Genomic DNA, 19740 nt, shown 5'->3' with positions numbered 1-19740 from the left:
GACTGGGTAAATCCTGCCTAGCTGAAGGGCGGGCAAAGAAAACGCCCTTTCGTGTGTCTGGAAGGGGCGTCCCGACTTGAACTCGCTTTTGGCTGCTTTGCAGAGGTTCGGGATCGGCCGCCTGGCCGCGATCCTCGGGATCGCCGCGGGTCTGGCCGCCGTGTCGGCCGCCATCTTCATGAACCTGGGCCAACCCAAGGCCCTGCTCTATTCCAACCTGGATCTCAAGGAAGCCGGATCGATCACCCAGGCGCTGGACCAGGCCGGCATCAAGTACGAGGTGAAGGGCGACGGCTCGACCATCCTCGTGCCGCGAGACGACGTCGCCTCGACCCGGCTGATGCTGTCCGGCAAGGGCCTGCCGACCTCGGGGTCGGTCGGCTACGAGATCTTCGACGAGGCCAACGCCCTGGGGCAGACCGACTTCGTCCAGCAGCTCAACCGGCAGCGCGCCCTCGAAGGCGAACTGGCCCGCACGATCCGCGCCTTGGACGGCATCACCTCGGCGCGGGTTCACCTCGTCCTGCCCAAGCGCCAGCTGTTCGAGGAAGAGGCCGAGCAGCCTTCGGCCTCGGTGTCCATCGGCGTCGGCGGGCGTGAACCCACGGCCGAACAGGTCCGCGCCATGCAGAACCTCGTGGCGGGCGCCGTGCCGAACATGCGGCCCGACCGGGTGACGGTCGTCGACCAGCACGCCAAGACCCTGTCCGGCGGCGACACCGGCATGGCCGCCGAAGCCGACAGTCGCAAGTCGGAGGTGGAGCAGCGCATCGGCAAGCAGGTGAAGGGACTGGTCGAGGGCATCGTCGGCGCCGGTAAGGTGCGCGTGAACGTGACCGCCGACCTCGACCTGTCGCGTGTGACGCTCCAGGAGGAGAAGTTCGACCCCGACGGCCAGGTGATCCGCTCGGAGTCCACCACCGACGAGAACAGCCGCGAGAACGACGCGACGGGATCGGGCCAGGCTTCGGTCGCCGCCAACATCCCGAGCGCCGGCTCGCCCGACCTGAATTCCAACACCTCCACCAGCGGCCGCCAGGAATCGACGACCAACTACGAGATCTCCAAGACCGTCCGCACCGAGGTGCAGGAGCCGGGCACGGTGAAGCGCCTGTCGGTCGCCGTGGCCGTCGATGGCGTGACCGCCGCCGCAGGCAAGGACGGCAAGCCCGGCTCCTATACCCCGCGCTCGACCGCCGAGATGCAGCAGATCGAGCAGCTGGTCCGCACGGCCGTGGGCTACAACGCCGACCGGGGCGACCAGATCAGTGTCGTCAACGTGCGCTTCCCCACCGTCGACAGCGGCGAAGGCGTGGAAGCCGCCAGCCCGCTGATGGGCTTCGACAAGAACGACATCATGCGCGCCGCCGAACTGGGCGTGCTGGCGGTGGTCGGCATCCTGATGATCTTCTTCGTCGCCCGTCCGCTGCTGGGCGCCGCCGGCGCCGGCGGCGGCGGCAAGGGCGCGCGCGGCGGAGCCGCCCCGCCAGCGGTGACCCGCATCATGGTGACCCCGGACGGCCAGCAGATGCAGGTCTCGTCGGACGGCTCGAGCCAACTGGCCCTGCCCGGACCGGGCGGCGATGAGGCCCGCATCGACCTCGCCCGCGTCGACGGCCAGGTCCGCCAGAGCACCGTCAGGAAGGTGGCCGAGTTCGTGGAGGCCCACCCCGACGAGTCCGTCGCGATCCTCCGCTCGTGGCTGCATGAGACGACCTGATGGCCCGCGCGAACTCAAACAAGAACATCGTCGATCCCTCCCGGCTGAATGGGGCCGAGAAGTGCGCGGTGATCCTGCTCGCCCTGGGCGAAGAGCACGCCGGCGTTTGGCAGTCGCTCGACGAGGAGGAGATCAAGGAAATCTCCCAGGCCATGGCGAGCCTCGGCAACGTCTCCTCCGGGGTCGTCGAGGACCTGCTGGTGGAGTTCGTCTCGGGCGCCACCGGCACCGGGGCGATCATGGGCTCGTTCGAGCAGACCCAGAAGCTTCTGGCCTCGATCATGCCGGCCGAGAAGGTCGACGCCCTGATGGAGGAGATCCGCGGCCCCGCGGGTCGGACCATGTGGGACAAGCTCGGCAACGTGAACGAGGCCGTGCTCGCCAACTACCTGAAGAACGAATACCCGCAGACGGTCGCGGTGGTGCTCTCGAAGGTGAAGTCGGAACACGCCGCGCGCGTGCTGGCGGCGCTGCCCGAGGATTTCGCCCTGGAGTGCGTGATGCGCATGCTGCGCATGGAGCCGGTCCAGCGCGAGATTCTCGACAAGATCGAGCAGACCCTGCGCAACGAATTCATGTCGAACCTGGCGCGCACCTCGAAGCGCGACAGCCACGAGATGATGGCCGACATCTTCAACGCTTTCGACCGCCAGACCGAGACGCGCTTCATCACCGCCCTGGAGGAGCGCAACCGCGAGGCGGCGGAGCGCATCCGCGCCCTGATGTTCGTGTTCGAAGACCTCTCCAAGCTCGACCCCGGCGGCGTTCAGACCCTGCTGCGGACGGTCGAGAAGGACCAGCTCGCCCTCGGCCTCAAGGGCGCCTCCGACGCCCTGCGCGAGATGTTCTTCTCCAACATGTCCGAGCGCGCCTCCAAGATCATGCGCGAAGACATGGAGACCATGGGCCCGGTCCGCCTGCGCGACGTCGACCAGGCCCAGATGGCCATCGTCCAGGTCGCCAAGGACCTCGCCAACAAGGGCGAGATCATGCTGGCCGGCTCGGGCAGCGAAGATGAGCTGATCTACTGATGTCGGAAGCTCAGAAATTCGCGTTCGACACCGAGTTCGACGCCACGGGCGAGGTGGCCTACGCCGCCCCCCGCCCCAAGCGCCTGTTCCCGGCCGACGAGGTCGAGCAGATCCGCGCCGCGGCCTACGCCGAGGGCGAGCGGACGGCCCTGGCGAGCATCGCGGCCCAGCAGGCCGCCGCGCTCTCCCAGATCGCCGACGCCTGCCGGCAGGCCCTGCCCCGCCTGGCGCAGGTGGCCCACGAGCACCGTCTGGGCTCGGCCGATCTGTCGATCGCCTGCGCGCGCGCTATCGCCGATGCGGCGCTGGACAAGTTCCCGGAGGCCGTCGTGCGCGCGGCGCTGGAGTCGCTGGCCCGCGAGATCGACGCCCAGCCACGCCTCGTGGTCACGGCCGAGCCGACCCTGGCCGAGGCGTTGCAGGGCCTCATCGAGGAGGCCGTGCGCCACCTCGGCTTCGAGGGCGCGGTGATCGTCAAGGCCGACGGCGCCCTCGGTCCGCACGCCTTCACGCTCGACTTCGGCGACGGCCAGGCGACCTTCGACCCGGCCGCCGCCGCCGAGCGCGTCGCCCAGACCCTGCAGGCGGCGCTGGCCGCCGAAGGCCTCCACGCCGAACCCCTGATCCCCGGCTCAGAAAGCTAGAACCATGGCCGACGACGACATGAAACTCGACGAGTTCTCGCCCGAAGACGGGGCGCTGCCCGACACCACCGCCGAGGACAAGAACGCCGCCGACCTGGCGACCGTGTTCGACGTCCCGGTGAGCATCTCGGCCGTGCTGGGCCGGTCCAGCATGTCGGTCGCCCAGCTGCTGCAACTGGCCCAGGGCTCGGTGCTGGAGCTGGACCGCAAGGTCGGCGAGGCGATCGACATCTACGTCAACAACCGGCTCGTGGCGCGCGGCGAGGTGGTGATCGTCGACGAGCGGCTCGGCGTGACCATGACGGAAATCATCAAGGACGGCGACGCCCAGGCCTGAGGCGCTGGACAGGTAGAGGAGTAGGACATGCGGCTTCTGGTCGTCGGAAAACTGAGCGGACAGCTCTCGACCGCCGTGAAGATGGCAATGAGCGCGGGCGCCAAGGTGAGCCACGTCGAGACCATCGAGGCGGCCACCCATGCGCTGCGCGCCGGCCAGGGCGCCGACCTGCTGATGGTCGACTACGACCTGGACATCGCGGGCCTGATCGCCGCCAACGAGACCGAGCGGATCCACGCCCCCGTGGTGGCCTGCGGCATCGCCGCCGATCCGAGGCGCGCGGCCGATGCCATCCGCGCGGGCGCCAAGGAGTTCATCCCCCTGCCGCCCGAGGCCGAACTGATCGCCGCCGTCCTCGCCGCCGTCTCCGACGACAACCGCCCCATGGTCGTCCGCGACCCGTCGATGCAGCAGGTCATCCAGCTGGCCGACCAGGTGGCGGCCTCCGACGCCTCGATCCTGATCACCGGGGAAAGCGGCGTCGGCAAGGAGGTCGTCGCCCGCTACGTCCACCAGAAGTCGCGCCGCGCCAACAAGCCCTTCATCTCGGTCAACTGCGCCGCCATCCCCGAGAACCTCCTGGAGAGCGAGCTGTTCGGCCACGAGAAGGGCGCCTTCACCGGCGCCCTCGCCCGCCGCATCGGCAAGTTCGAGGAGGCCAATGGCGGCACGCTGCTGCTCGACGAGATCTCCGAGATGGACGCGCGCCTGCAGGCCAAGCTGCTGCGCGCCATCCAGGAGCGCGAGATCGACCGTGTCGGCGGGACCAAGCCCGTGAAGGTCGACATCCGCATTCTCGCCACGTCCAATCGCGACCTGGCCCAGGCCGTGAAGGACGGCGTGTTCCGCGAGGACCTGCTCTATCGCCTGAACGTCGTGAACCTGCGCCTGCCGCCGCTGCGCGAGCGTCCTGGCGACGTGGTGGCCATGGCCGAGTTCTTCGTGAAGAAATACGCTGCGGCCAACGGCATGCCGGAGAAGCCGCTTTCGGCCGAGGCCAAGCGCCGACTGGCCGCCCACCGTTGGCCGGGCAACGTTCGCGAGCTGGAAAACGCCATGCACCGCGCCGTGCTCCTGGCGGTCGGCCCCGAGATCGACGAGCACGCCATCCGCCTGCCCGACGGCCAGCCGCTGGCCCCGGCCGACGCGCACACGCGCACGGCCCAGGCCGCCGCCGCCGCCGCCGAGACCGCCAGCCGCTCCTTCGTCGGCCAGACGGTCGCCGAGATGGAACAGCAGCTGATCCTGGACACGTTGGAGCACTGCTTCGGCAACCGCACCCACGCGGCCAACATCCTCGGCATCTCGATCCGGACGCTGCGCAACAAGCTGAAGGAATACGGCGAGGCCGGCGTCCCGGTTCCCGCCCCGCAGATGGGCGCGAGCGCGGCCTGACCTAGATGGCCAACACCGGCGTCTCAACACGGCTCTCCGCCGCCCCGTCCGCGAAGGACGTCTGGGGCTGGGTCGGGCGTGGCGAAGTAGCGCTGGCGCTCGGCGTGGTCGGCATCGTCGTGATGCTGATCCTGCCCGTGCCGGCGTTCATGCTGGACGGGCTGCTCTCGATCTCGATCCTGTCGGCGGTCCTGATCCTGATGACGTCGCTGTTCATCAAGCGGCCGCTGGACTTCACGGCCTTTCCCACCGTCCTGCTGGTGGCGACGCTCTTCCGGCTGGCGCTCAACATCGCCACGACCCGCCTGATCCTCAGCCACGGCCACGAAGGCGCCCACGGCGCCGGCCACGTCATCGAGACGTTCGGCAAGCTGATGATGGGCGGCAACTTCGTCATCGGCGTGATCGTCTTCGCCATCCTGGTGGTGGTGAACTTCGTCGTGATCACCAAGGGGTCGGGCCGCATCGCCGAGGTGGCGGCGCGTTTCACCCTCGACTCGATGCCCGGCAAGCAGATGGCGATCGACGCCGACCTGTCGAGCGGCCTGATCGACCAGGACGAGGCCAAGAAGCGCCGCAAGGAGCTGGAGCAGGAGAGCACCTTCTTCGGGGCCATGGACGGCGCTTCGAAGTTCGTCCGCGGCGACGCGGTGGCGGGCCTCGTCATCCTGGCCATCAACGTCATCGGCGGCATCCTGATCGGCATGCTGCAGCACCACGTGCCGCTGCAGCAGGCGTTCTCGACCTACACGATCATGTCGATCGGCGACGGCCTGGTCAGCCAGATCCCGGCGCTGGTCATCTCGATCGCGGCTGGCTTCCTGGTGTCGAAGGCTGGCGTGGAAGGTTCGGCCGACAAGGCGCTGGTGACCCAGCTCGCCACCAACCCCATCAGCCTGGGCATGGTCTCCGCCTCCGCCGGCGTGCTGGCGATCATTCCGGGCATGCCGATCATCCCGTTCGCGGCCCTGTCGCTGGGGGCCGGCGCGCTGGCCTGGCGGCGGGCCCAGCAGGCGGCGGAGCCGGAAGTGATCCAGGTCGAGGACGCCCCGGTCGCCGAGGAAGAGGAGCCGATCTCCCAGACCCTCGCCATCGACGAGATCAAGATCGAACTGGGCTATGGCCTGCTGCCGCTGATCAACGACCTGGAAGGCCGCCGGCTCACCGACCAGATCAAGGCGCTGCGCCGCACTCTGGCCAGCGACTTCGGCTTCGTGATGCCCAGCGTGCGCATCCTCGACAACATGCGCCTACCCTCGATGGGCTACGCCCTGCGCGTCAAGGAGATGGAGGCCGGGGCGGGCGAGGTGCGCATCGGCCAGCTCATGGCCATGGACCCGCGCGGCGGCCAGGTGGAGCTGCCCGGGGAGCATGTGAAGGAGCCGGCGTTCGGCCTGCCGGCCACCTGGATCGACGATTCCCTGCGCGAGGAGGCGACCTTCCGCGGCTACACCATCGTCGATCCGGCCACGGTGCTGACGACGCACCTGACCGAAATCCTCAAGGACAACATGCCGGACCTCCTCAGCTACGCCGAGGTCCAGAAGCTGCTCAAGGACCTGCCGGCCGAGCAGAAGAAGCTGGCCGACGACCTGATCCCCAACACGGTTTCCGCCACGACCATCCAGCGGGTGCTGCAGACGCTGCTGCGCGAGCGCGTCTCGGTCCGCGATCTCCCCGCGATCCTGGAAGGCATCGGCGAGGCCGCGCCGCACACCGGCTCGATCACGCTGCTGGTGGAACAGGTCCGCGCGCGGCTGGCCCGCCAGCTTTGCTACGCCTACCGCGGCGACGATGGCACGCTGCCCATCGTGACGCTTTCGGCGGAATGGGAGAACGCGTTCGCCGACGCCCTGGTGGGATCGGGCGAGGAAAAGCAGCTGGCGCTCGCGCCGTCACGGCTCCAGGACTTCATCCGCGCGGTGCGCGAAACCTTCGAACGGGCGGCCCTGGCTGGCGATTCCCCGGTCCTGCTCACCAGCCCCGCGATCCGGCCCTACGTGCGCTCGATCATCGAACGTTTCCGCGGCCAGACGCCGGTGATGAGCCAGAACGAGATCCATCCCCGCGCCCGCCTGAAGACGGTCGGAACGATCTAGAACGCGTCAACATGGGGTTGACAATCGATGTCAACATGGGGTTGACTGTCAACATCAGGTTGACAGGAGCCGCGCCATGGCCGATCCCGAATCCCCTGCCCGCATGTTCCGTTGCTCGTTCTGCGCGAAGCCGCAGACGGAGGTGGCCAAGATGGTGTCCGGGCCCGGAGTCCTCATCTGCAACGAGTGCGTCAAGCTCTGCGAGGACGTCATGGCCGCCTATCCGGATCAGCTGGAGCCGGCCTCAATCATGGTCCCGGACAAGATGCCGATCGAGCAGCTTCTTGCCGTGCTCAGAGGATACAATACCGCCGTTGAGCGAGTAGACGCCGCCATGCAGGACCTCGCCGACATTCTGCGCGAGCGCAATGTGAGCTGGTCAGTGATCGGCGAAGCGCTGGGCGTGTCTCGACAAGCGGCCTGGAAGCGGTTCGGATAGCTTCTAAGTGTCCAGTCTACGCTCATTAGGGCGACGCATTCGCGATGGATGGCCTGTTGGCCTTCCTTCCGGCGAGCCTTGAGCGACCGTCTACGCAGCGGCTCGCATTCGTCAGGCCAGCCAACAAGCTGCTGACGTCGCGAGACACCCTGCGCCGTTGCAGCGCGCGCGCCCGGCTGGTAGCGGTTCGGTCCTTGGAGGGGCGATCCGCCCGTCGTGAGTCTCGGATATCGGATGCGGCGACCAGCACAGCGCGCTCAGGAATCCCGGCGGATTTTCCTTTGGGACCTGCTGACCTTCGAGCGGCTCGTGACCGGGACGGTGGTCCACCTGGTCTACTGGGCCGGCCTGGGCATCATCGGCGTGATGGCCTTCGGCGTGCTGGGCGCCTCGGTGGGCGTGGCGATCCGCGAAGGCGGCTGGGGAATCCTGCTGGCGCTGGGCGTGCTGGGCGCCGGCGTCCTGGGCGTGGGCGTCGCCGCCCTGCTCTGGCGCGCGTTCTGCGAGTTCTACGTCACGATCTTCAAGATCTCGGAAGACCTGTCGGCCCTGCGCGAGGACGTGGAGGCCGAACGCGCCCGCCAGGGCAAGGCCGGCTAGACTCCCCTATTCGGCCCGCCGCGGCCGGAGCTGCGGCAGGTTGGCCCAGACCCGCGCGTCGTGTGCGGGCACGACGATGAGGTCGGGCACGGTCGCCTTCGCGGCGTGCAGGCGCTGCAGCATGATCCAGGTCGACTTCGGATCGTGGTCGACGAACCGGGTGAGCATCGGCTTCTGCGCCGGAAGCTCGACGCCCTCCGCCTGCCAGGCGGTGTCGCCGATCAGGGCGTAGTGGCGGCCGTCGGGAGTGTTCACGAACGCCACGATCGATCCGGGCGTATGCCCAGGCGCCGGGACCAGGACGACGGAGCCATCGCCGAAAACGTCCCGGCTGCGGGGAAAGCCCAGGTACGGGCCGTCGGTGAAATCGTAGGTTCGGTAGTCGGCGAGCCCCAGCTTTCGCGCCAGCTCGGCGGCCGGATCGCCGCTGTTGATGAAGGCCAGTTCGTCGCGGTCGACCCACACCGGCACGCCAGGCAGATCAGCCAGGCCGCTGACGTGGTCCCAGTGCGCATGGGTCAGCACCACAGCCTTCAGGCTGGCGAGCGGCACGCCCGCGGCCGCGAGCTGGTCGGCGACCGTCGCATCGAGCACCGGCTTGATCGTCAGCTGCATCAGCTTCGGCGCAGTCTTGAAGTGCTGCGCCAGGTCGCGGCCGTATCCCGCGTCGAAGAGCAGGCGGCCCCGCGGATGGTCCACCAGGATGGCGCCGGCCACGAAGGTCCGCTTGTCGCTGCTCTTGCCGCCCTCGAAGGCCATGGCCGCGCTCGATTGCGTCGCCCCCGACGGGATGGCGGCGATGGTCATGGCGGCGGGCGGACGAGCCGGCGGCGGGGCCGCGGGCGGGGCCATCTGGGCCGACGCGCGGGGTGCGCCGCAGGCGGCCAGCGAGATGGCGCCGATCGCAGCGGCCAGGGCGAGGGTGATCAGGGGTCTGGGCATGAGGCTCCTCCGGAACAGCCTTCAGCCTTGCGCACGGCGTATCATACGTAAAATATGGACTTCTGGGACTACCTATAGGCACTGACTATGGAACTTCGAGAGCTCCGCTATTTCCTCGCCGTCTACGAGACGGGCAGCGTGACGGCCGCCGCGCGACGCTGCTTCATCTCCCAACCGTCCATATCAGCGGCCCTGGCCACGCTGGAGCGAGAGTTGGAGGCGACGCTGTTCGTGCGCCACCGCAAGGGCGTGACGGCGACGCCGGCCGCCGACCGCCTGTACCACCGCGCGCGGCGGCTGGTGGACGACGCCATGTCGCTGAAGGCGATGTTCGAGCCCGAGCCGGCAAGCCGCGTGACACTGGGCCTGATGCGCAGCCTCGACATCGCCCGCACCCTTTCGATCCTCAGGCCGCTCACGGAGAGCGGCGATATCCAGCTCTCGCTGGTGGAGGCCGAGGAACCCTGCGACGCGCGGATCGTAGCGCGCCCCATGGTCGCCGAGGACGAAGCGTTCGCGCCGCTATGGTCGGAAGGCTACGTCGTGGCGCTGCCGGCACGCCATCCGCTGACGTTCAAGACCGCGCTGAGCCTGGGCGACCTGGGCGGTGTCCGCCTCATCGCTCGCTGCAACTGCGAGAATGCTTCCGCGATGGCCGACCTCGGCTTCCGGCCCGACATCGCCGCCGTAGCCACGACCGAGGAATGGGCGATCGCGCTGGTCGAGGCCGGTCTCGGCGCCACCGTCATCCCGGAGGGCGTGGCGCCGACGGGCGCGAGGGTCGAGTTGCGCGCCCTCGCCGACCTCGGCCTCCGCCGCGAGGTGGGCGTCGCCTACCGCCGCGCGCAAGCGACGTCGCCCGGCGTGACGCGGATCCTGGACGGATTGAGGGATCGCCCGGCCGATCGGCCGCGGCGGCGCGCCGCCTAGAACACGATGGGGTCAGGTGGAGTCACCTGACCGCTGAATCGTGCTCGAGATTCAGAAGTATGGAGCGCGTTCGAGCGGCGAAACCGCTCACACTTTCGCCTAACGCACTCTAGCCGACGGCCTTCTTTCGCAGGCCCAGTTCGTCGAGCGCGGCGGCTTCGATGCGTCCGGCCTGTTTGCGCGCCTGGACCCGCAGGTTCTCGGCGATGTGCTCGTACTTCTTCTGGGTCTCGAAGGCCTCGCCCAGCGCGTCGCGGGCGCCCTGCTCCTCGACCAGGATCACGTCGATCTCGGACTGGACCTTGGCCTTGCGGATCTTGAGCCCCTCGAAGAAGCCCGCACGATAGATTCCGGCGGCGGCGTCCTGGGCGGAGAACGCCGCCTCGGCCTCGCCCTCCGCCTCCAGCATCGCCAGCCGCACCTCGGCGGCGACCCGGCGATCGACGATCTCGGCCAGGCGCTTCTGCAACACCTCGGCCTCGTAGGTGGACAGCTTGATGAGGGAATCGGCCCAACTCACGCGGCGGCTCCGTTCAGGATGTCAGCGAGGCCTGCGAAGCTGTCTTCCAGGCTGGTGGCGTCGTTCGGGTTCTGTGCGAGGAACCGTTCAACGGCGGGATTGAGTTCGATGGCGCGGTCGATCAGGGGGTCGGCGCCGGCGCGGTAAGCGCCGATCCGGATGAGTTCTTCCATATTGGCGTAGGCTGACAGCGACTCGCGCGCTTCGCGCACGACCTCGCGCTCCTCAGGCGACTGGCAGCCCGGCATGGTCCGGCTGATCGACTTCAACACATTGATCGCCGGGAAGCGGCCACGCTCGGCGATGGCCCGCTCCATGACGATGTGGCCGTCGAGGATGCCGCGGACGGCGTCGGCGATCGGCTCGTTGTGGTCGTCGCCGTCCACCAGCACGGTGAAGAGGCCGGTGATCGGCCCCGCCTTGGTGCCGTCGGGACGGATCGGGCCGGGCCCGGCGCGCTCCAGCAGTTTGGGCAGCTCCGTGAAGACGGTGGGCGTATAGCCCTTGGTGGTCGGCGGCTCGCCCGCGGCCAGGCCGATCTCGCGCTGGGCCATGGCGAAGCGGGTGACCGAGTCCATGAGGCACAGGACTTCCATGTCCTGGTCGCGGAGATATTCGGCGATGGCCATGGTCATGTAGGCCGCCTGGCGGCGCTTGAGCGCCGGCTCGTCCGAGGTCGCGACCACGACGATGGCGCGGCTCAGGCCCTCCTCGCCCAGCGTCTCTTCGATGAACTCGCGGACCTCGCGGCCCCGCTCGCCGATCAGGCCCACGACGACGGCGTCGCAGTCGGCGTTCTTGGCCAGCATGGAGAGCAGCACCGACTTGCCGACCCCGGAGCCGGCGAACACGCCCAGGCGCTGGCCGCGGCAGCAGGTGGTGAAGACGTTCATGGCCCGGACGCCCAGGTCCAGGCGCTCGCCGACGCGGGCCCGCGCATGCGCCGAGGGCGGTGAAGCGCGGAGCGGGTAGGCCGCGACGCCCTGCGGCAGCGGCCCCTTGCCGTCGATGGGCTCGCCAAAGGCGTCCACGATGCGGCCGAGCCACGCCTTGGTCGGCCGGACGGCCGAACCCAGCGGCTGGATGCGGATCTCGGCGCCTGGCGCCACGCCCTCGACCGGGCCGAAGGGCATCAGCAGCGCGCGGTTCTCACGGAAGCCCACCACCTCGGCGGCGACCGGCTTGGCGGAGAAGCGATCGATCTCGGCCCTGGCGCCGACGGCCAGCCGCGACAACCCGCCGCGCGCCTCGATCAGGAGGCCGTTCACCGCGGCGACGCGGCCAGAAACAGTCAGTGGATCGAGCCGTTCGATCGCGGCCACGAGGCTCTTCACGCACACCCCTTGAGCTATGCTCGGCACTCTGGCCGGGCGGTCTTAAGGGGTGATGAAGAAGAGGGTCAGTGAACTTCCAGCGAGTTCGACTCCGGCGCGGCCGGTCGCCGCACGCGCGCCTTGGCGGCGAGCGCCTGCCCGCGCGTCCGCGCGTCGTCGACCAGGCGATGGCCCTTGAGCGCGGCGTCGTCCATCAGGTCGTGGCTCTTCGCCGCAGCCTTGTCGAGGACGTCCAGGCTCTTGGACTTCGCGCCATCGATCATCGGACCGGCCTTGCGCGCGATCTGTTCGCGATTGCGCCAGGCGAAGAAGCCGGCCACCCCGAGGGCGATCGCCCCGAGGAACATGCCCGCGCCGCCGCGCCGCGCCGCCTGCGCGCGCTGGCGCTTCAGGGGATCGCGCCGCCAGGGAAGGCGGTGATCGGCAAGAACTTTGGTGTCATCTGTCATGGGTCGTCCTCCGACTTGGCCTACCCATGAAAACCCCCGACGGGACAATGCGTTCCCCCCGGCTCGCTTCGCCGCGGCTGTCCAATCACGAAAGATTCATCGCCGATCCGACTCGCCGCCCACTCAGCTCAGCTTGAGTCGGATTCCGAAATCAGATTAACGATTCGGACGGAGGGGCCAGCAGCATTAACCGGTCTTAAAGAACGGTAGGGCAGGTTAACAGCGAGCCACCATGCGGGTTCGGCGGAATTCGCGGTGCAGAGCGGGACGCGGGCAGGAGAGGGCAATGCGCGTATTGTTGATCGAGGACGATAGCGCGACCGCGCAGAGCATCGAATTGATGCTCAAGTCCGAAGGATTCAACGTCTATACGACGGATCTTGGAGAAGAAGGCGTCGATCTGGGGAAGATCTACGACTACGATCTTATCCTTCTCGACCTTAATCTGCCTGACATGAGCGGCATGGATGTCCTGCGGACGCTGCGCGTCGGCAAGATCAACACGCCGATCATGATCCTCTCGGGCACCGCCGAGATCGAGACGAAGGTGAAGACCTTCTCCGGCGGCGCCGACGACTACATGACCAAGCCGTTCCACAAGGACGAACTGGTCGCCCGCATCCACGCCGTCGTCCGCCGCTCCAAGGGTCACGCCCAGTCGGTCATCAAGACCGGCGATATCGTGGTGAACCTGGACGCCAAGACGGTCGAGGTGAACGGCATCCGCGTGCACCTGACCGGCAAGGAATACCAGATGCTGGAGCTCCTCTCGCTCCGCAAGGGCACGACGCTCACCAAGGAAATGTTCCTGAACCACCTCTACGGCGGCATGGACGAGCCCGAGCTGAAGATCATCGACGTCTTCATCTGCAAGCTGCGCAAGAAGCTGGCGGCCGCCGCCGACGGCAAGCACCACATCGAGACGGTCTGGGGCCGCGGCTATGTGCTGCGCGACCCGCAGGAAAGCGCCGTCGCGGCCTGATCCTGATCGACAGTCCAAGCGAGACGCCCGCCCTCCGGCGGGCGTTTTCGTTTTCGCCGAGCCGGTCTAGCCTGCCGGATAGAAGTTGTTCGCGGGGAGGGACAACGAGATGGGCCGATATCTGGCGTTGCTGCTGGCTCTGATCCTGGGGTCATGGATCGCCTTCAACGACCAGTTGCTGCCCGAGTCGGCGCCGCTCTCGACGCCAGCCACCGAATTCTCCGGCGAACGCGCCTTCGCCGACGTGAACTTCCTGTCCGCCGTGCCCCACCCCACCGGCTCGGTGGCCAACGCCAACGTTCGCGACGCCATCGTGGGGCGGATGCTGCGGCTCGGCTTCAGCCCGCAGGTGCGGCCGGGCGTCGGAGTGTTCCAGTCGCCCCGCGCGCCAGACGCCGTGATCGCCGGCCAGATCGAGAACATCGTGGGCGTGCTGCCCGGCCGCGACCGCAGCGCGCCGGCGCTGGCCCTGATGGCCCACTACGACAGCGTGCCGGGCTCGCCCGGGGCCGCCGACGATCTGATGGGCGTCGCCGCCGTCCTGGAGACCGCGCGCGCCATCAAGGCGCGGGGGACGCCGGCGCGTGACGTCTATCTCCTGATCACCGACGGCGAGGAAGCCGGTCTCCTGGGCGCCAACGCCTTCTTCCGCCGCGATCCGCTGGCCGAACGCATCGGACTGGTCGTCAACCTCGAGGCGCGCGGGTCGGCCGGCCGGGTCCAGATGTTCCAGACCAGCCCCGACAACGGCAAGCTGATTGAGGTCTTCCAACGGACCGCGCAACGCCCGGCGTCGTCATCGCTGTCGGTGCTGATCTACGACAAGATGCCCAACGACACCGACCTGACCGAGGCGCTGAAAGCCGGCAAGTCGGGCCTCAACTATGCGATCATCGGCAACCAGTTCGACTACCACAGCCCGACGGCGACGGCGGCCAACCTCGACCGGGGCTCGCTGCAGGACATGGGAACCCAGGCGCTGGCCGTCGCCAGCGAACTCGCGTTCTCGCAGCAGTTGCCGGGACGGGCGGGTTCGGCCGTCTACAGCAGCGTCTTCGGCGACCTCGTCATCGCCTACCCGGTCTGGGCGGGCTGGGTGCTGCTGGCGGCGATCGCATTCCTGATCGCGCTCGCCGTGCGCTGGGCGCGGCACTCGGGCGAGTTCCCGGCCATGGACATCGTGCGAGGCGCGGGCGCGCTGGCCTTTGCGGCGCTCTCCACCGCCGCGGTGCTGGAATTCGCGAGGCGGCTGACCGGCGCCGAGTTCGGCTACCTCGAACAGCGGTTCCTGCTCGCCCAGGCCCAGCGTTGGGAATGGGCGATCATGCTCATCTCGCTCGGCGTGCTGATGGGATCGGCGGGCGACATGGCGCGCGGGCGGCGCTGGATGGCGGCCATTCCGGTGCTGTTCGGCCTGGCGTGCTCGGCGTTCGGCACGTTCGACATGGTGGGCGCCGTCGCCGGGGTGACGGCCGGGGTCATCGGGTTCTTCGTCTACAATCGTCCGACCAGCCGCAAGGGCGCCTGGGCCGGCGTCCTGCTTCTCGGCCTGTTGCTGGCGATCGTTCTCCAGATCGCGGCGCCCGAGGCCGCTTATGTGATCGCCTGGCCGCTGCTGGTGGCCAGCCTCGGCGCGGCGGCCACGGCGCTCAGCGCCCGGCGCGGCGTCCTTGGCCTGGCGCTGCTGACGGTCCTGGCGGCCCTCGCGCTAGGCTGGGAGGGCGGCATCTCGCATCTGGCCTTCCTCAGCATGGACGTCATGGCGCTGTTCTCGCTGCAGATGGTGACCGCCGGCCTGGTGCTGTGGCCGCTGGCCCAGCCCGACACCAACGCGGAAAAGGGCCTGGTGGTGGGCGGCGCCCTGCTGATCATGGGCTTCATCATCACGCTCTTCGTCCGCGCCGAGGATCCTTGGACGCCGCGCTATCCGCGGATCACCTACGTGGGCTTCCAGGTCGAGGCCGACACGGGCCGCACGTGGCGGTTCGCGCCAGCCTCCATGGACGGGTCGTGGACGCGCCAGGCGCTGGGCGGAACGGTGCAGCCGCGCGGCCACTGGTCATGGCGGGTCCCGATGCTGGCTGCGCCGGGACGTCCCGTGTCGGTCGCCACGCCCGCGACCACGCTGGAGCCCGCGGCCGACGGCGCCATGCGGCTCACCGTCGCCCCGCCGCCGGGATCGCGGCGGCTTGCGCTCCAACTCCGCGCCGACAAGGCCGCCCGCCTTCTGGCCGTCAACGGCGTGCCGACTGACCTGGCGCTGCCGACCGACCGGTGGGTGAGGGTGTTCTGGGCGTCGCCGGGCGCGCCGATCGTCATGAACCTGCAGCCCTCCGCGCCGGGCCGGCTGCAGGTGCGCTACGCGGCCACGATCGACGGCTGGCCGGCCGAGGCGGCTCCCCTGCCCCCGCGGCCCGCCGACATCATGCTCTGGGACGACTCGGATTCGACCTTCGTCACCGGTTCGCACGCCTACGCTTGGTGATCGGCCTGCGACCCGCTATCGAGGCGGCCCATGAGCGACGTGACCATCTACCACAACCCCAATTGCGGGACTTCGCGCAACACGCTGGCGCTGCTGCGCGAGAAGGGGATCGAGCCCAAGATCGTCGAATATCTGAAGACCGGCTGGACCAAGGCCCAGCTCGAGGACCTGTTGAAGCGGATGGGCGTCGGCGCGCACGAAATCCTGCGCGTTCGCGGCACCAACGCCGACGAACTCGGGCTCACCGACCCGTCGGTTTCGGACGCGGCGATCATCGCCGCCATGATCGTCGAACCGATCCTGGTGAATCGCCCTATCGTCGTCACCGACAAGGGTGCGGCCCTGTGCCGGCCGGCCGACTTGGTCCTGAGCCTGATCTGAATCCGGAAAGGTTCCGGTTAGGGTCTGCTGATATCGAAGCGTGAGCCTGGGGGGGTGGTCACATGGCGGCGGCGCTGCAAGCTGCGGCCGCTCAGTCGTGAACGCCTGGGGGATCCTATGGCCGAGTTTGATCCGCGAAAGTTCCCGATCCGCCGGATTCCGGTGGTGGCCTTGGCCGTCGCCGGCGCGGCGGTGTTCGGCATCGTGGGGTGGCAGACGGCCGCGCGGATCGACCACGGCGGCGCCAGGTTGACGCCCGAGGCGGCCGCGGCGCTGCAGCACGCCGCCTTCACCGAGGCCGAGGCGCGGGACGGCTACGGACGGCCCCGCAACGTCCAGGTCCGCGTGCAGCGCGGCGAGACCCTGGAGCGAGCGGTCCTGCGCGCAGGCGTGGCTCCCGAAGAGGCGCGCGAGGCCGTCGGCGTCCTCGGCCGCGCCATGGATACGGTTCATATCAAGGCCGGCATGGCGTTCGACGCCGCCGTGGCCGGAGCCGACGGACAAGACCGCCCGGCGCGCCTGATCGGAATCTCGCTCAGGACCAGCCCGGTCCGCGCGGTGACCCTCTCCCGCACCTTCGACGGCGCGCTTCGGGTGCGCGCGATGGAGGAGAAGGTCAGCGACGAGACCACCGTAGCCGACGGCAAGATCGAGGGCTCGCTCTACGAAAGCGCCCAGCAGCTCGGGGCCACGCCGACGCTGATCGCACAGGTCGCCAAGCTGTTCGCCCACAAGCTGGACTTCCAGCGCGACATCCAGCCCGGCGACGACTTTCGGCTCATCTTCGACCGCAAGGTCACCGAGAGCGGCCGCACGGTCGAGACCGGCGATGTCGAATACGCCGAAATCCACGGTGTGAAGTTCTTCCGCTTCGAGCGCGACGACGGCGACGTCGACTACTTCGACGAGATGGGCCGCAACATCCGCGGCTTCCTCCTGCGGACGCCGGTGGATGGCGCGCGCATCACCTCCACCTTCGGCCGCCGCAAGCATCCGATCCTGGGCTACACGCGAGCCCACCAGGGGGTGGACTTCGGCGCCGGGCGCGGCACGCCGATCCTGGCCGCGGGCGACGGTGTCGTCACCCGCGCCTCCCGCTGGGGCGGCTACGGCAACTGGCTCCAGATCCGCCACTCCGGCGGCTGGGCCACCGGCTATGCGCACATCTCCCGCTACGCCAAGGGCGTCCATCCCGGCGTCCACGTGCGCCAGGGCCAGGTGGTGGCCTACGTGGGCTCGACCGGCCTGGCGACCGGTCCGCACCTCCACTACGAGGTCTGGCGGAACGGCAAGCGCGTGAACCCCATCGGGGCCAAGGTTCCCCAGGGCACGATCCTGGCCGGCGCCGAACTCAAGCGCTTCCGGATCGAGAAGGCGCGCGTCGAGCAGCTGCTTGCGCAGGGCGGCGACATGAAGACCTCCGAATACGCGGCCGCGGATTGACGGGCGTCAAGGCGGACCGGATGCTCAAGGCTGTCCAGTGCCGACCATGAACCGCAACTTCGCCATCGTCCTGGCCTCCAGCCTCGCGTTCGCCGGCGCCGCCTCGGCGGCCACCCCCGAACGCGGCGAGGCGCTCGTGCGGCTCCACTGTGGCGGCTGCCATGCGGTGGGCCGCAGCGGCGCGAGCCACGAGCCGGCCGCCCCGCCCTTCCGCGAGTTGCACAAGCGCTACGATCCGGAACAGCTCGGCGAGGCGCTGGGCGAGGGCCTGCTGACCGGCCACCCGATGATGCCGGAGTTCCGTTTCGAGCCCGACGACGTGCAGTCGATCATCATCTATCTGAAATCGATCCAGACCAAGCAGCCGGGCTGATTTCGAAACAACGGTTTGCCGGCGCCCCGCACGGCGCCACAATGCCTCCGACCGGGCGCGCGAAGACGCCGGGATGGTGGGAGGAATGGCGATGGCGGACGACCTGGCCCCTGCGGCCCTGGCGCGCACCGATGCGGTGAACACCTCGAACGGTCCCGTGGCGGGCTACTTCGAAGACGGGCTCGCGGTGTTCAAGGGCCTGCGCTACGGCGCGGCTCCGGTCGGCGCCCTGCGCTTCAAGCCGCCGCAGAGACCCCAGCCCTGGGCCGCGCCCGCCGACGCTACGGGTTATGGCGCGCCGGCCATCCAGTCCGGTCTGGCCGCGGGTGAACGGCGGACCTCGCCGGGCGATCCCCCGGCGCCGGACGAGCCGGCCTCGTCCGAGGACTGCCTGTTCCTCAACGTCTGGACGCCGGGAACCGACGCGGCGCGGCGGCCGGTGATGGTCTGGCTGCACGGCGGCGGCTTCGCCAACGGCTCTGGCGGCGCGGCCATGTACGACGGCGGCGCGCTGGCCCGGAAGGGCGACGTGGTGACCGTGACCGTGAACCACCGCCTGAACGTCTTCGGCTACCTCCACCTGGGCGAGATCTTCGGCGACGACTACGCCCAGTCCGGCGCGGCCGGCATGCTCGACATCGTCCAGGCGCTGGAGTGGGTGCGCGACAATATCGCCGCCTTCGGGGGCGACCCCGGCGACGTGACGATCTTCGGCGAGAGCGGCGGCGGCTGGAAGGTCAGCCTGCTGATGGCCATGCCCGGCGCGCGCGGCCTGTTCCACAAGGCGGTGATCCAGAGCGGTCCCGGCCTGACGGCCAAGCCGGTGAAGGACGCCACCGAGACGGCCCGCGCGCTGCTGAAGATCCTTGGCGTCGACACGCCCGAGGCGCTGGCCGCCGTGCCTACGGACGTGCTCTCCAAAGCCAGCGTCACCCTGCCCGGCGAGGTCATGCGCCTCTATTCGCCGGTGCTGGACGGAACGGCCATCCCGCGCCACCCGTACCAGCCGGACGCCTCACCCCTGAACGCCGACGTGCCGCTGATGATCGGCAGCAACAAGGACGAGGCCACGCTGTTCCTGCTGGCCCATCCACGGTTCGGCGACTTCACGGACGACGACGTGGCGAAGCAGGCCAGGGCCGCCGCGGGCGACCGCGCCGACGAGCTGCTGGCGGCGCTGCGGCGCGCCTATCCCGACTATTCGCCGACGCACATCGGCGCCGCGGCCCAGACCGTCGGCAACATGTGGATCAACTCGGTGCGGTTGGCCGAGCGCAAGGCCGCGCAGAAGGCCGCGCCCGTCTTCATGTACATGCTGACCTGGGAGACGCCGGTCTCGCGCGGGCGGCTGAAGTGCCCGCATGCGCTGGAGATCCCGCTGGTGTTCGACAATGTCGAGAAGGCCCGGAACTTCGTGGGCCGGGGCGACGAACCGCAGATCGTCGCCGATCAGATGTCGGACGCCTGGCTGCGCTTCGCCCGCACCAGCGATCCTGGCTGGCCCGCCTATGACGCGGCCACGCGGACGACGAAGGTGTTCGATGTGGAGAGCCGCCTCGAGGACGATCCCCTCAGCGAAGTGCGCACGGTCCTGAGCTGAGACGGCCGTCCCTCCCCCGAAGCTTCGGGGGAGGGA

19 protein-coding genes are annotated in these 19740 nt (G+C 69.1%); 15 read left to right on the top strand and 4 right to left on the bottom strand.

Features of this window, described 5'->3' with window-relative positions; all coding sequences use genetic code 11:
• The first annotated feature begins 76 nt into the window (after positions 1–76).
• The 8 genes from fliF (at position 77) to GC203_RS16250 (ending at position 8265) form a co-directional block, all read left to right on the top strand.
• The gene (gene fliF, locus GC203_RS16285) at positions 77–1720 is read left to right on the top strand and encodes a flagellar basal-body MS-ring/collar protein FliF (RefSeq protein ID WP_293456636.1); all 1644 of its coding nucleotides are present in this window, start codon (positions 77–79) and stop codon (positions 1718–1720) included.
• Complete coding sequence (fliG, locus tag GC203_RS16280) at positions 1720–2751, top strand: flagellar motor switch protein FliG (protein WP_293456633.1); 1032 nt, start codon at positions 1720–1722, stop codon at positions 2749–2751. Before fliF ends, fliG begins: the two co-directional genes overlap by 1 nt.
• Positions 2751–3395 (top strand): flagellar assembly protein FliH, encoded by a 645-nt coding sequence (locus GC203_RS16275; RefSeq protein WP_293456630.1) that lies wholly within the window; start codon positions 2751–2753, stop codon positions 3393–3395. Before fliG ends, GC203_RS16275 begins: the two co-directional genes overlap by 1 nt.
• A gap of 4 nt (positions 3396–3399) precedes the next feature.
• Positions 3400–3732, top strand: coding sequence for a flagellar motor switch protein FliN (gene fliN / locus GC203_RS16270; protein ID WP_293456628.1), 333 nt, complete (start codon positions 3400–3402; stop codon positions 3730–3732).
• A gap of 27 nt (positions 3733–3759) precedes the next feature.
• Complete coding sequence (locus GC203_RS16265) at positions 3760–5127, top strand: sigma-54 dependent transcriptional regulator (protein ID WP_293456627.1); 1368 nt, start codon at positions 3760–3762, stop codon at positions 5125–5127.
• Between the two features lie 5 nt (positions 5128–5132).
• Positions 5133–7226: a flagellar biosynthesis protein FlhA gene (flhA, locus tag GC203_RS16260; protein WP_293456626.1), complete on the top strand. Its 2094-nt coding sequence runs from the start codon at positions 5133–5135 to the stop codon at positions 7224–7226.
• A gap of 76 nt (positions 7227–7302) precedes the next feature.
• Positions 7303–7665, top strand: coding sequence for a ClpX C4-type zinc finger protein (locus GC203_RS16255; protein WP_293456625.1), 363 nt, complete (start codon positions 7303–7305; stop codon positions 7663–7665).
• Positions 7666–7899: 234 nt separating this feature from the next.
• Entirely contained in the window at positions 7900–8265 is a 366-nt protein-coding gene (locus GC203_RS16250) for a DUF4282 domain-containing protein (RefSeq protein WP_293456624.1), read from the top strand.
• A gap of 6 nt (positions 8266–8271) precedes the next feature.
• Here GC203_RS16250 and GC203_RS16245 read toward each other — a convergent pair whose 3' ends face one another.
• Entirely contained in the window at positions 8272–9207 is a 936-nt protein-coding gene (locus tag GC203_RS16245; protein ID WP_293456621.1) for an MBL fold metallo-hydrolase, read from the bottom strand.
• A gap of 87 nt (positions 9208–9294) precedes the next feature.
• Here GC203_RS16245 and GC203_RS16240 point away from each other — a divergent pair, with 87 nt between their 5' ends.
• A complete protein-coding gene (locus GC203_RS16240) occupies positions 9295–10137 on the top strand; it encodes a LysR family transcriptional regulator (protein WP_293456619.1) in 843 nt (280 codons plus the stop codon).
• Positions 10138–10246: 109 nt separating this feature from the next.
• Here the strand turns inward: GC203_RS16240 and GC203_RS16235 are convergent, their stop codons facing one another.
• From GC203_RS16235 to GC203_RS16225, 3 genes are all read right to left on the bottom strand, one after another.
• Positions 10247–10657 (bottom strand): flagellar export protein FliJ, encoded by a 411-nt coding sequence (locus tag GC203_RS16235; protein WP_293456617.1) that lies wholly within the window; start codon positions 10655–10657, stop codon positions 10247–10249.
• Entirely contained in the window at positions 10654–11991 is a 1338-nt protein-coding gene (fliI, locus tag GC203_RS16230; RefSeq protein WP_293456615.1) for a flagellar protein export ATPase FliI, read from the bottom strand. The genes GC203_RS16235 and fliI overlap by 4 nt, the downstream gene beginning before the upstream one ends.
• A 65-nt stretch (positions 11992–12056) precedes the next feature.
• The gene (locus GC203_RS16225) at positions 12057–12440 is read right to left on the bottom strand and encodes a hypothetical protein (RefSeq protein WP_293456613.1); all 384 of its coding nucleotides are present in this window, start codon (positions 12438–12440) and stop codon (positions 12057–12059) included.
• A gap of 286 nt (positions 12441–12726) precedes the next feature.
• On the opposite strand from GC203_RS16225, the gene ctrA reads away from it, so the two are divergent.
• From ctrA to GC203_RS16195, 6 genes are all read left to right on the top strand, one after another.
• On the top strand, positions 12727–13422 hold the full coding sequence (ctrA, locus tag GC203_RS16220) for a response regulator transcription factor CtrA (protein ID WP_293456611.1): 696 nt from the start codon (positions 12727–12729) through the stop codon (positions 13420–13422).
• Positions 13423–13531: 109 nt separating this feature from the next.
• Entirely contained in the window at positions 13532–15907 is a 2376-nt protein-coding gene (locus GC203_RS16215) for a M20/M25/M40 family metallo-hydrolase (RefSeq protein WP_293456610.1), read from the top strand.
• A gap of 30 nt (positions 15908–15937) precedes the next feature.
• Positions 15938–16288, top strand: coding sequence for an arsenate reductase (glutaredoxin) (gene arsC, locus GC203_RS16210; RefSeq protein WP_293456609.1), 351 nt, complete (start codon positions 15938–15940; stop codon positions 16286–16288).
• Between the two features lie 117 nt (positions 16289–16405).
• Positions 16406–17731, top strand: coding sequence for a M23 family metallopeptidase (locus tag GC203_RS16205; protein ID WP_293456607.1), 1326 nt, complete (start codon positions 16406–16408; stop codon positions 17729–17731).
• 46 nt (positions 17732–17777) lie between these two features.
• Positions 17778–18104: a cytochrome c gene (locus GC203_RS16200; RefSeq protein ID WP_293456605.1), complete on the top strand. Its 327-nt coding sequence runs from the start codon at positions 17778–17780 to the stop codon at positions 18102–18104.
• A gap of 91 nt (positions 18105–18195) precedes the next feature.
• Positions 18196–19704: a carboxylesterase family protein gene (locus tag GC203_RS16195; RefSeq protein ID WP_293456602.1), complete on the top strand. Its 1509-nt coding sequence runs from the start codon at positions 18196–18198 to the stop codon at positions 19702–19704.
• Positions 19705–19740 lie beyond the last annotated feature (36 nt).

This window comes from Phenylobacterium sp. (assembly GCF_016124325.1).
Classification (GTDB): domain Bacteria; phylum Pseudomonadota; class Alphaproteobacteria; order Caulobacterales; family Caulobacteraceae; genus Phenylobacterium.
This window is presented reverse-complemented; position numbering and strand designations above follow the sequence as displayed.

Bases quoted from the DNA above. Each gene is read 5' to 3' on its own strand.
- fliG (WP_293456633.1), top strand. From the start codon at position 1,720: ATGGCCCGCGCGAACTCAAACAAGAACATCGTCGATCCCTCCCGGCTG.
- GC203_RS16275 (WP_293456630.1), top strand. From the start codon at position 2,751: ATGTCGGAAGCTCAGAAATTCGCGTTCGACACCGAGTTCGACGCCACG.
- fliN (WP_293456628.1), top strand. From the start codon at position 3,400: ATGGCCGACGACGACATGAAACTCGACGAGTTCTCGCCCGAAGACGGG.
- GC203_RS16265 (WP_293456627.1), top strand. From the start codon at position 3,760: ATGCGGCTTCTGGTCGTCGGAAAACTGAGCGGACAGCTCTCGACCGCC.
- flhA (WP_293456626.1), top strand. From the start codon at position 5,133: ATGGCCAACACCGGCGTCTCAACACGGCTCTCCGCCGCCCCGTCCGCG.
- GC203_RS16255 (WP_293456625.1), top strand. From the start codon at position 7,303: ATGGCCGATCCCGAATCCCCTGCCCGCATGTTCCGTTGCTCGTTCTGC.
- GC203_RS16250 (WP_293456624.1), top strand. From the start codon at position 7,900: ATGCGGCGACCAGCACAGCGCGCTCAGGAATCCCGGCGGATTTTCCTT.
- GC203_RS16245 (WP_293456621.1), bottom strand. From the start codon at position 9,207: ATGCCCAGACCCCTGATCACCCTCGCCCTGGCCGCTGCGATCGGCGCC.
- GC203_RS16240 (WP_293456619.1), top strand. From the start codon at position 9,295: ATGGAACTTCGAGAGCTCCGCTATTTCCTCGCCGTCTACGAGACGGGC.
- GC203_RS16225 (WP_293456613.1), bottom strand. From the start codon at position 12,440: ATGACAGATGACACCAAAGTTCTTGCCGATCACCGCCTTCCCTGGCGG.
- ctrA (WP_293456611.1), top strand. From the start codon at position 12,727: ATGCGCGTATTGTTGATCGAGGACGATAGCGCGACCGCGCAGAGCATC.
- GC203_RS16215 (WP_293456610.1), top strand. From the start codon at position 13,532: ATGGGCCGATATCTGGCGTTGCTGCTGGCTCTGATCCTGGGGTCATGG.
- arsC (WP_293456609.1), top strand. From the start codon at position 15,938: ATGAGCGACGTGACCATCTACCACAACCCCAATTGCGGGACTTCGCGC.
- GC203_RS16205 (WP_293456607.1), top strand. From the start codon at position 16,406: ATGGCCGAGTTTGATCCGCGAAAGTTCCCGATCCGCCGGATTCCGGTG.
- GC203_RS16200 (WP_293456605.1), top strand. From the start codon at position 17,778: ATGAACCGCAACTTCGCCATCGTCCTGGCCTCCAGCCTCGCGTTCGCC.
- GC203_RS16195 (WP_293456602.1), top strand. From the start codon at position 18,196: ATGGCGGACGACCTGGCCCCTGCGGCCCTGGCGCGCACCGATGCGGTG.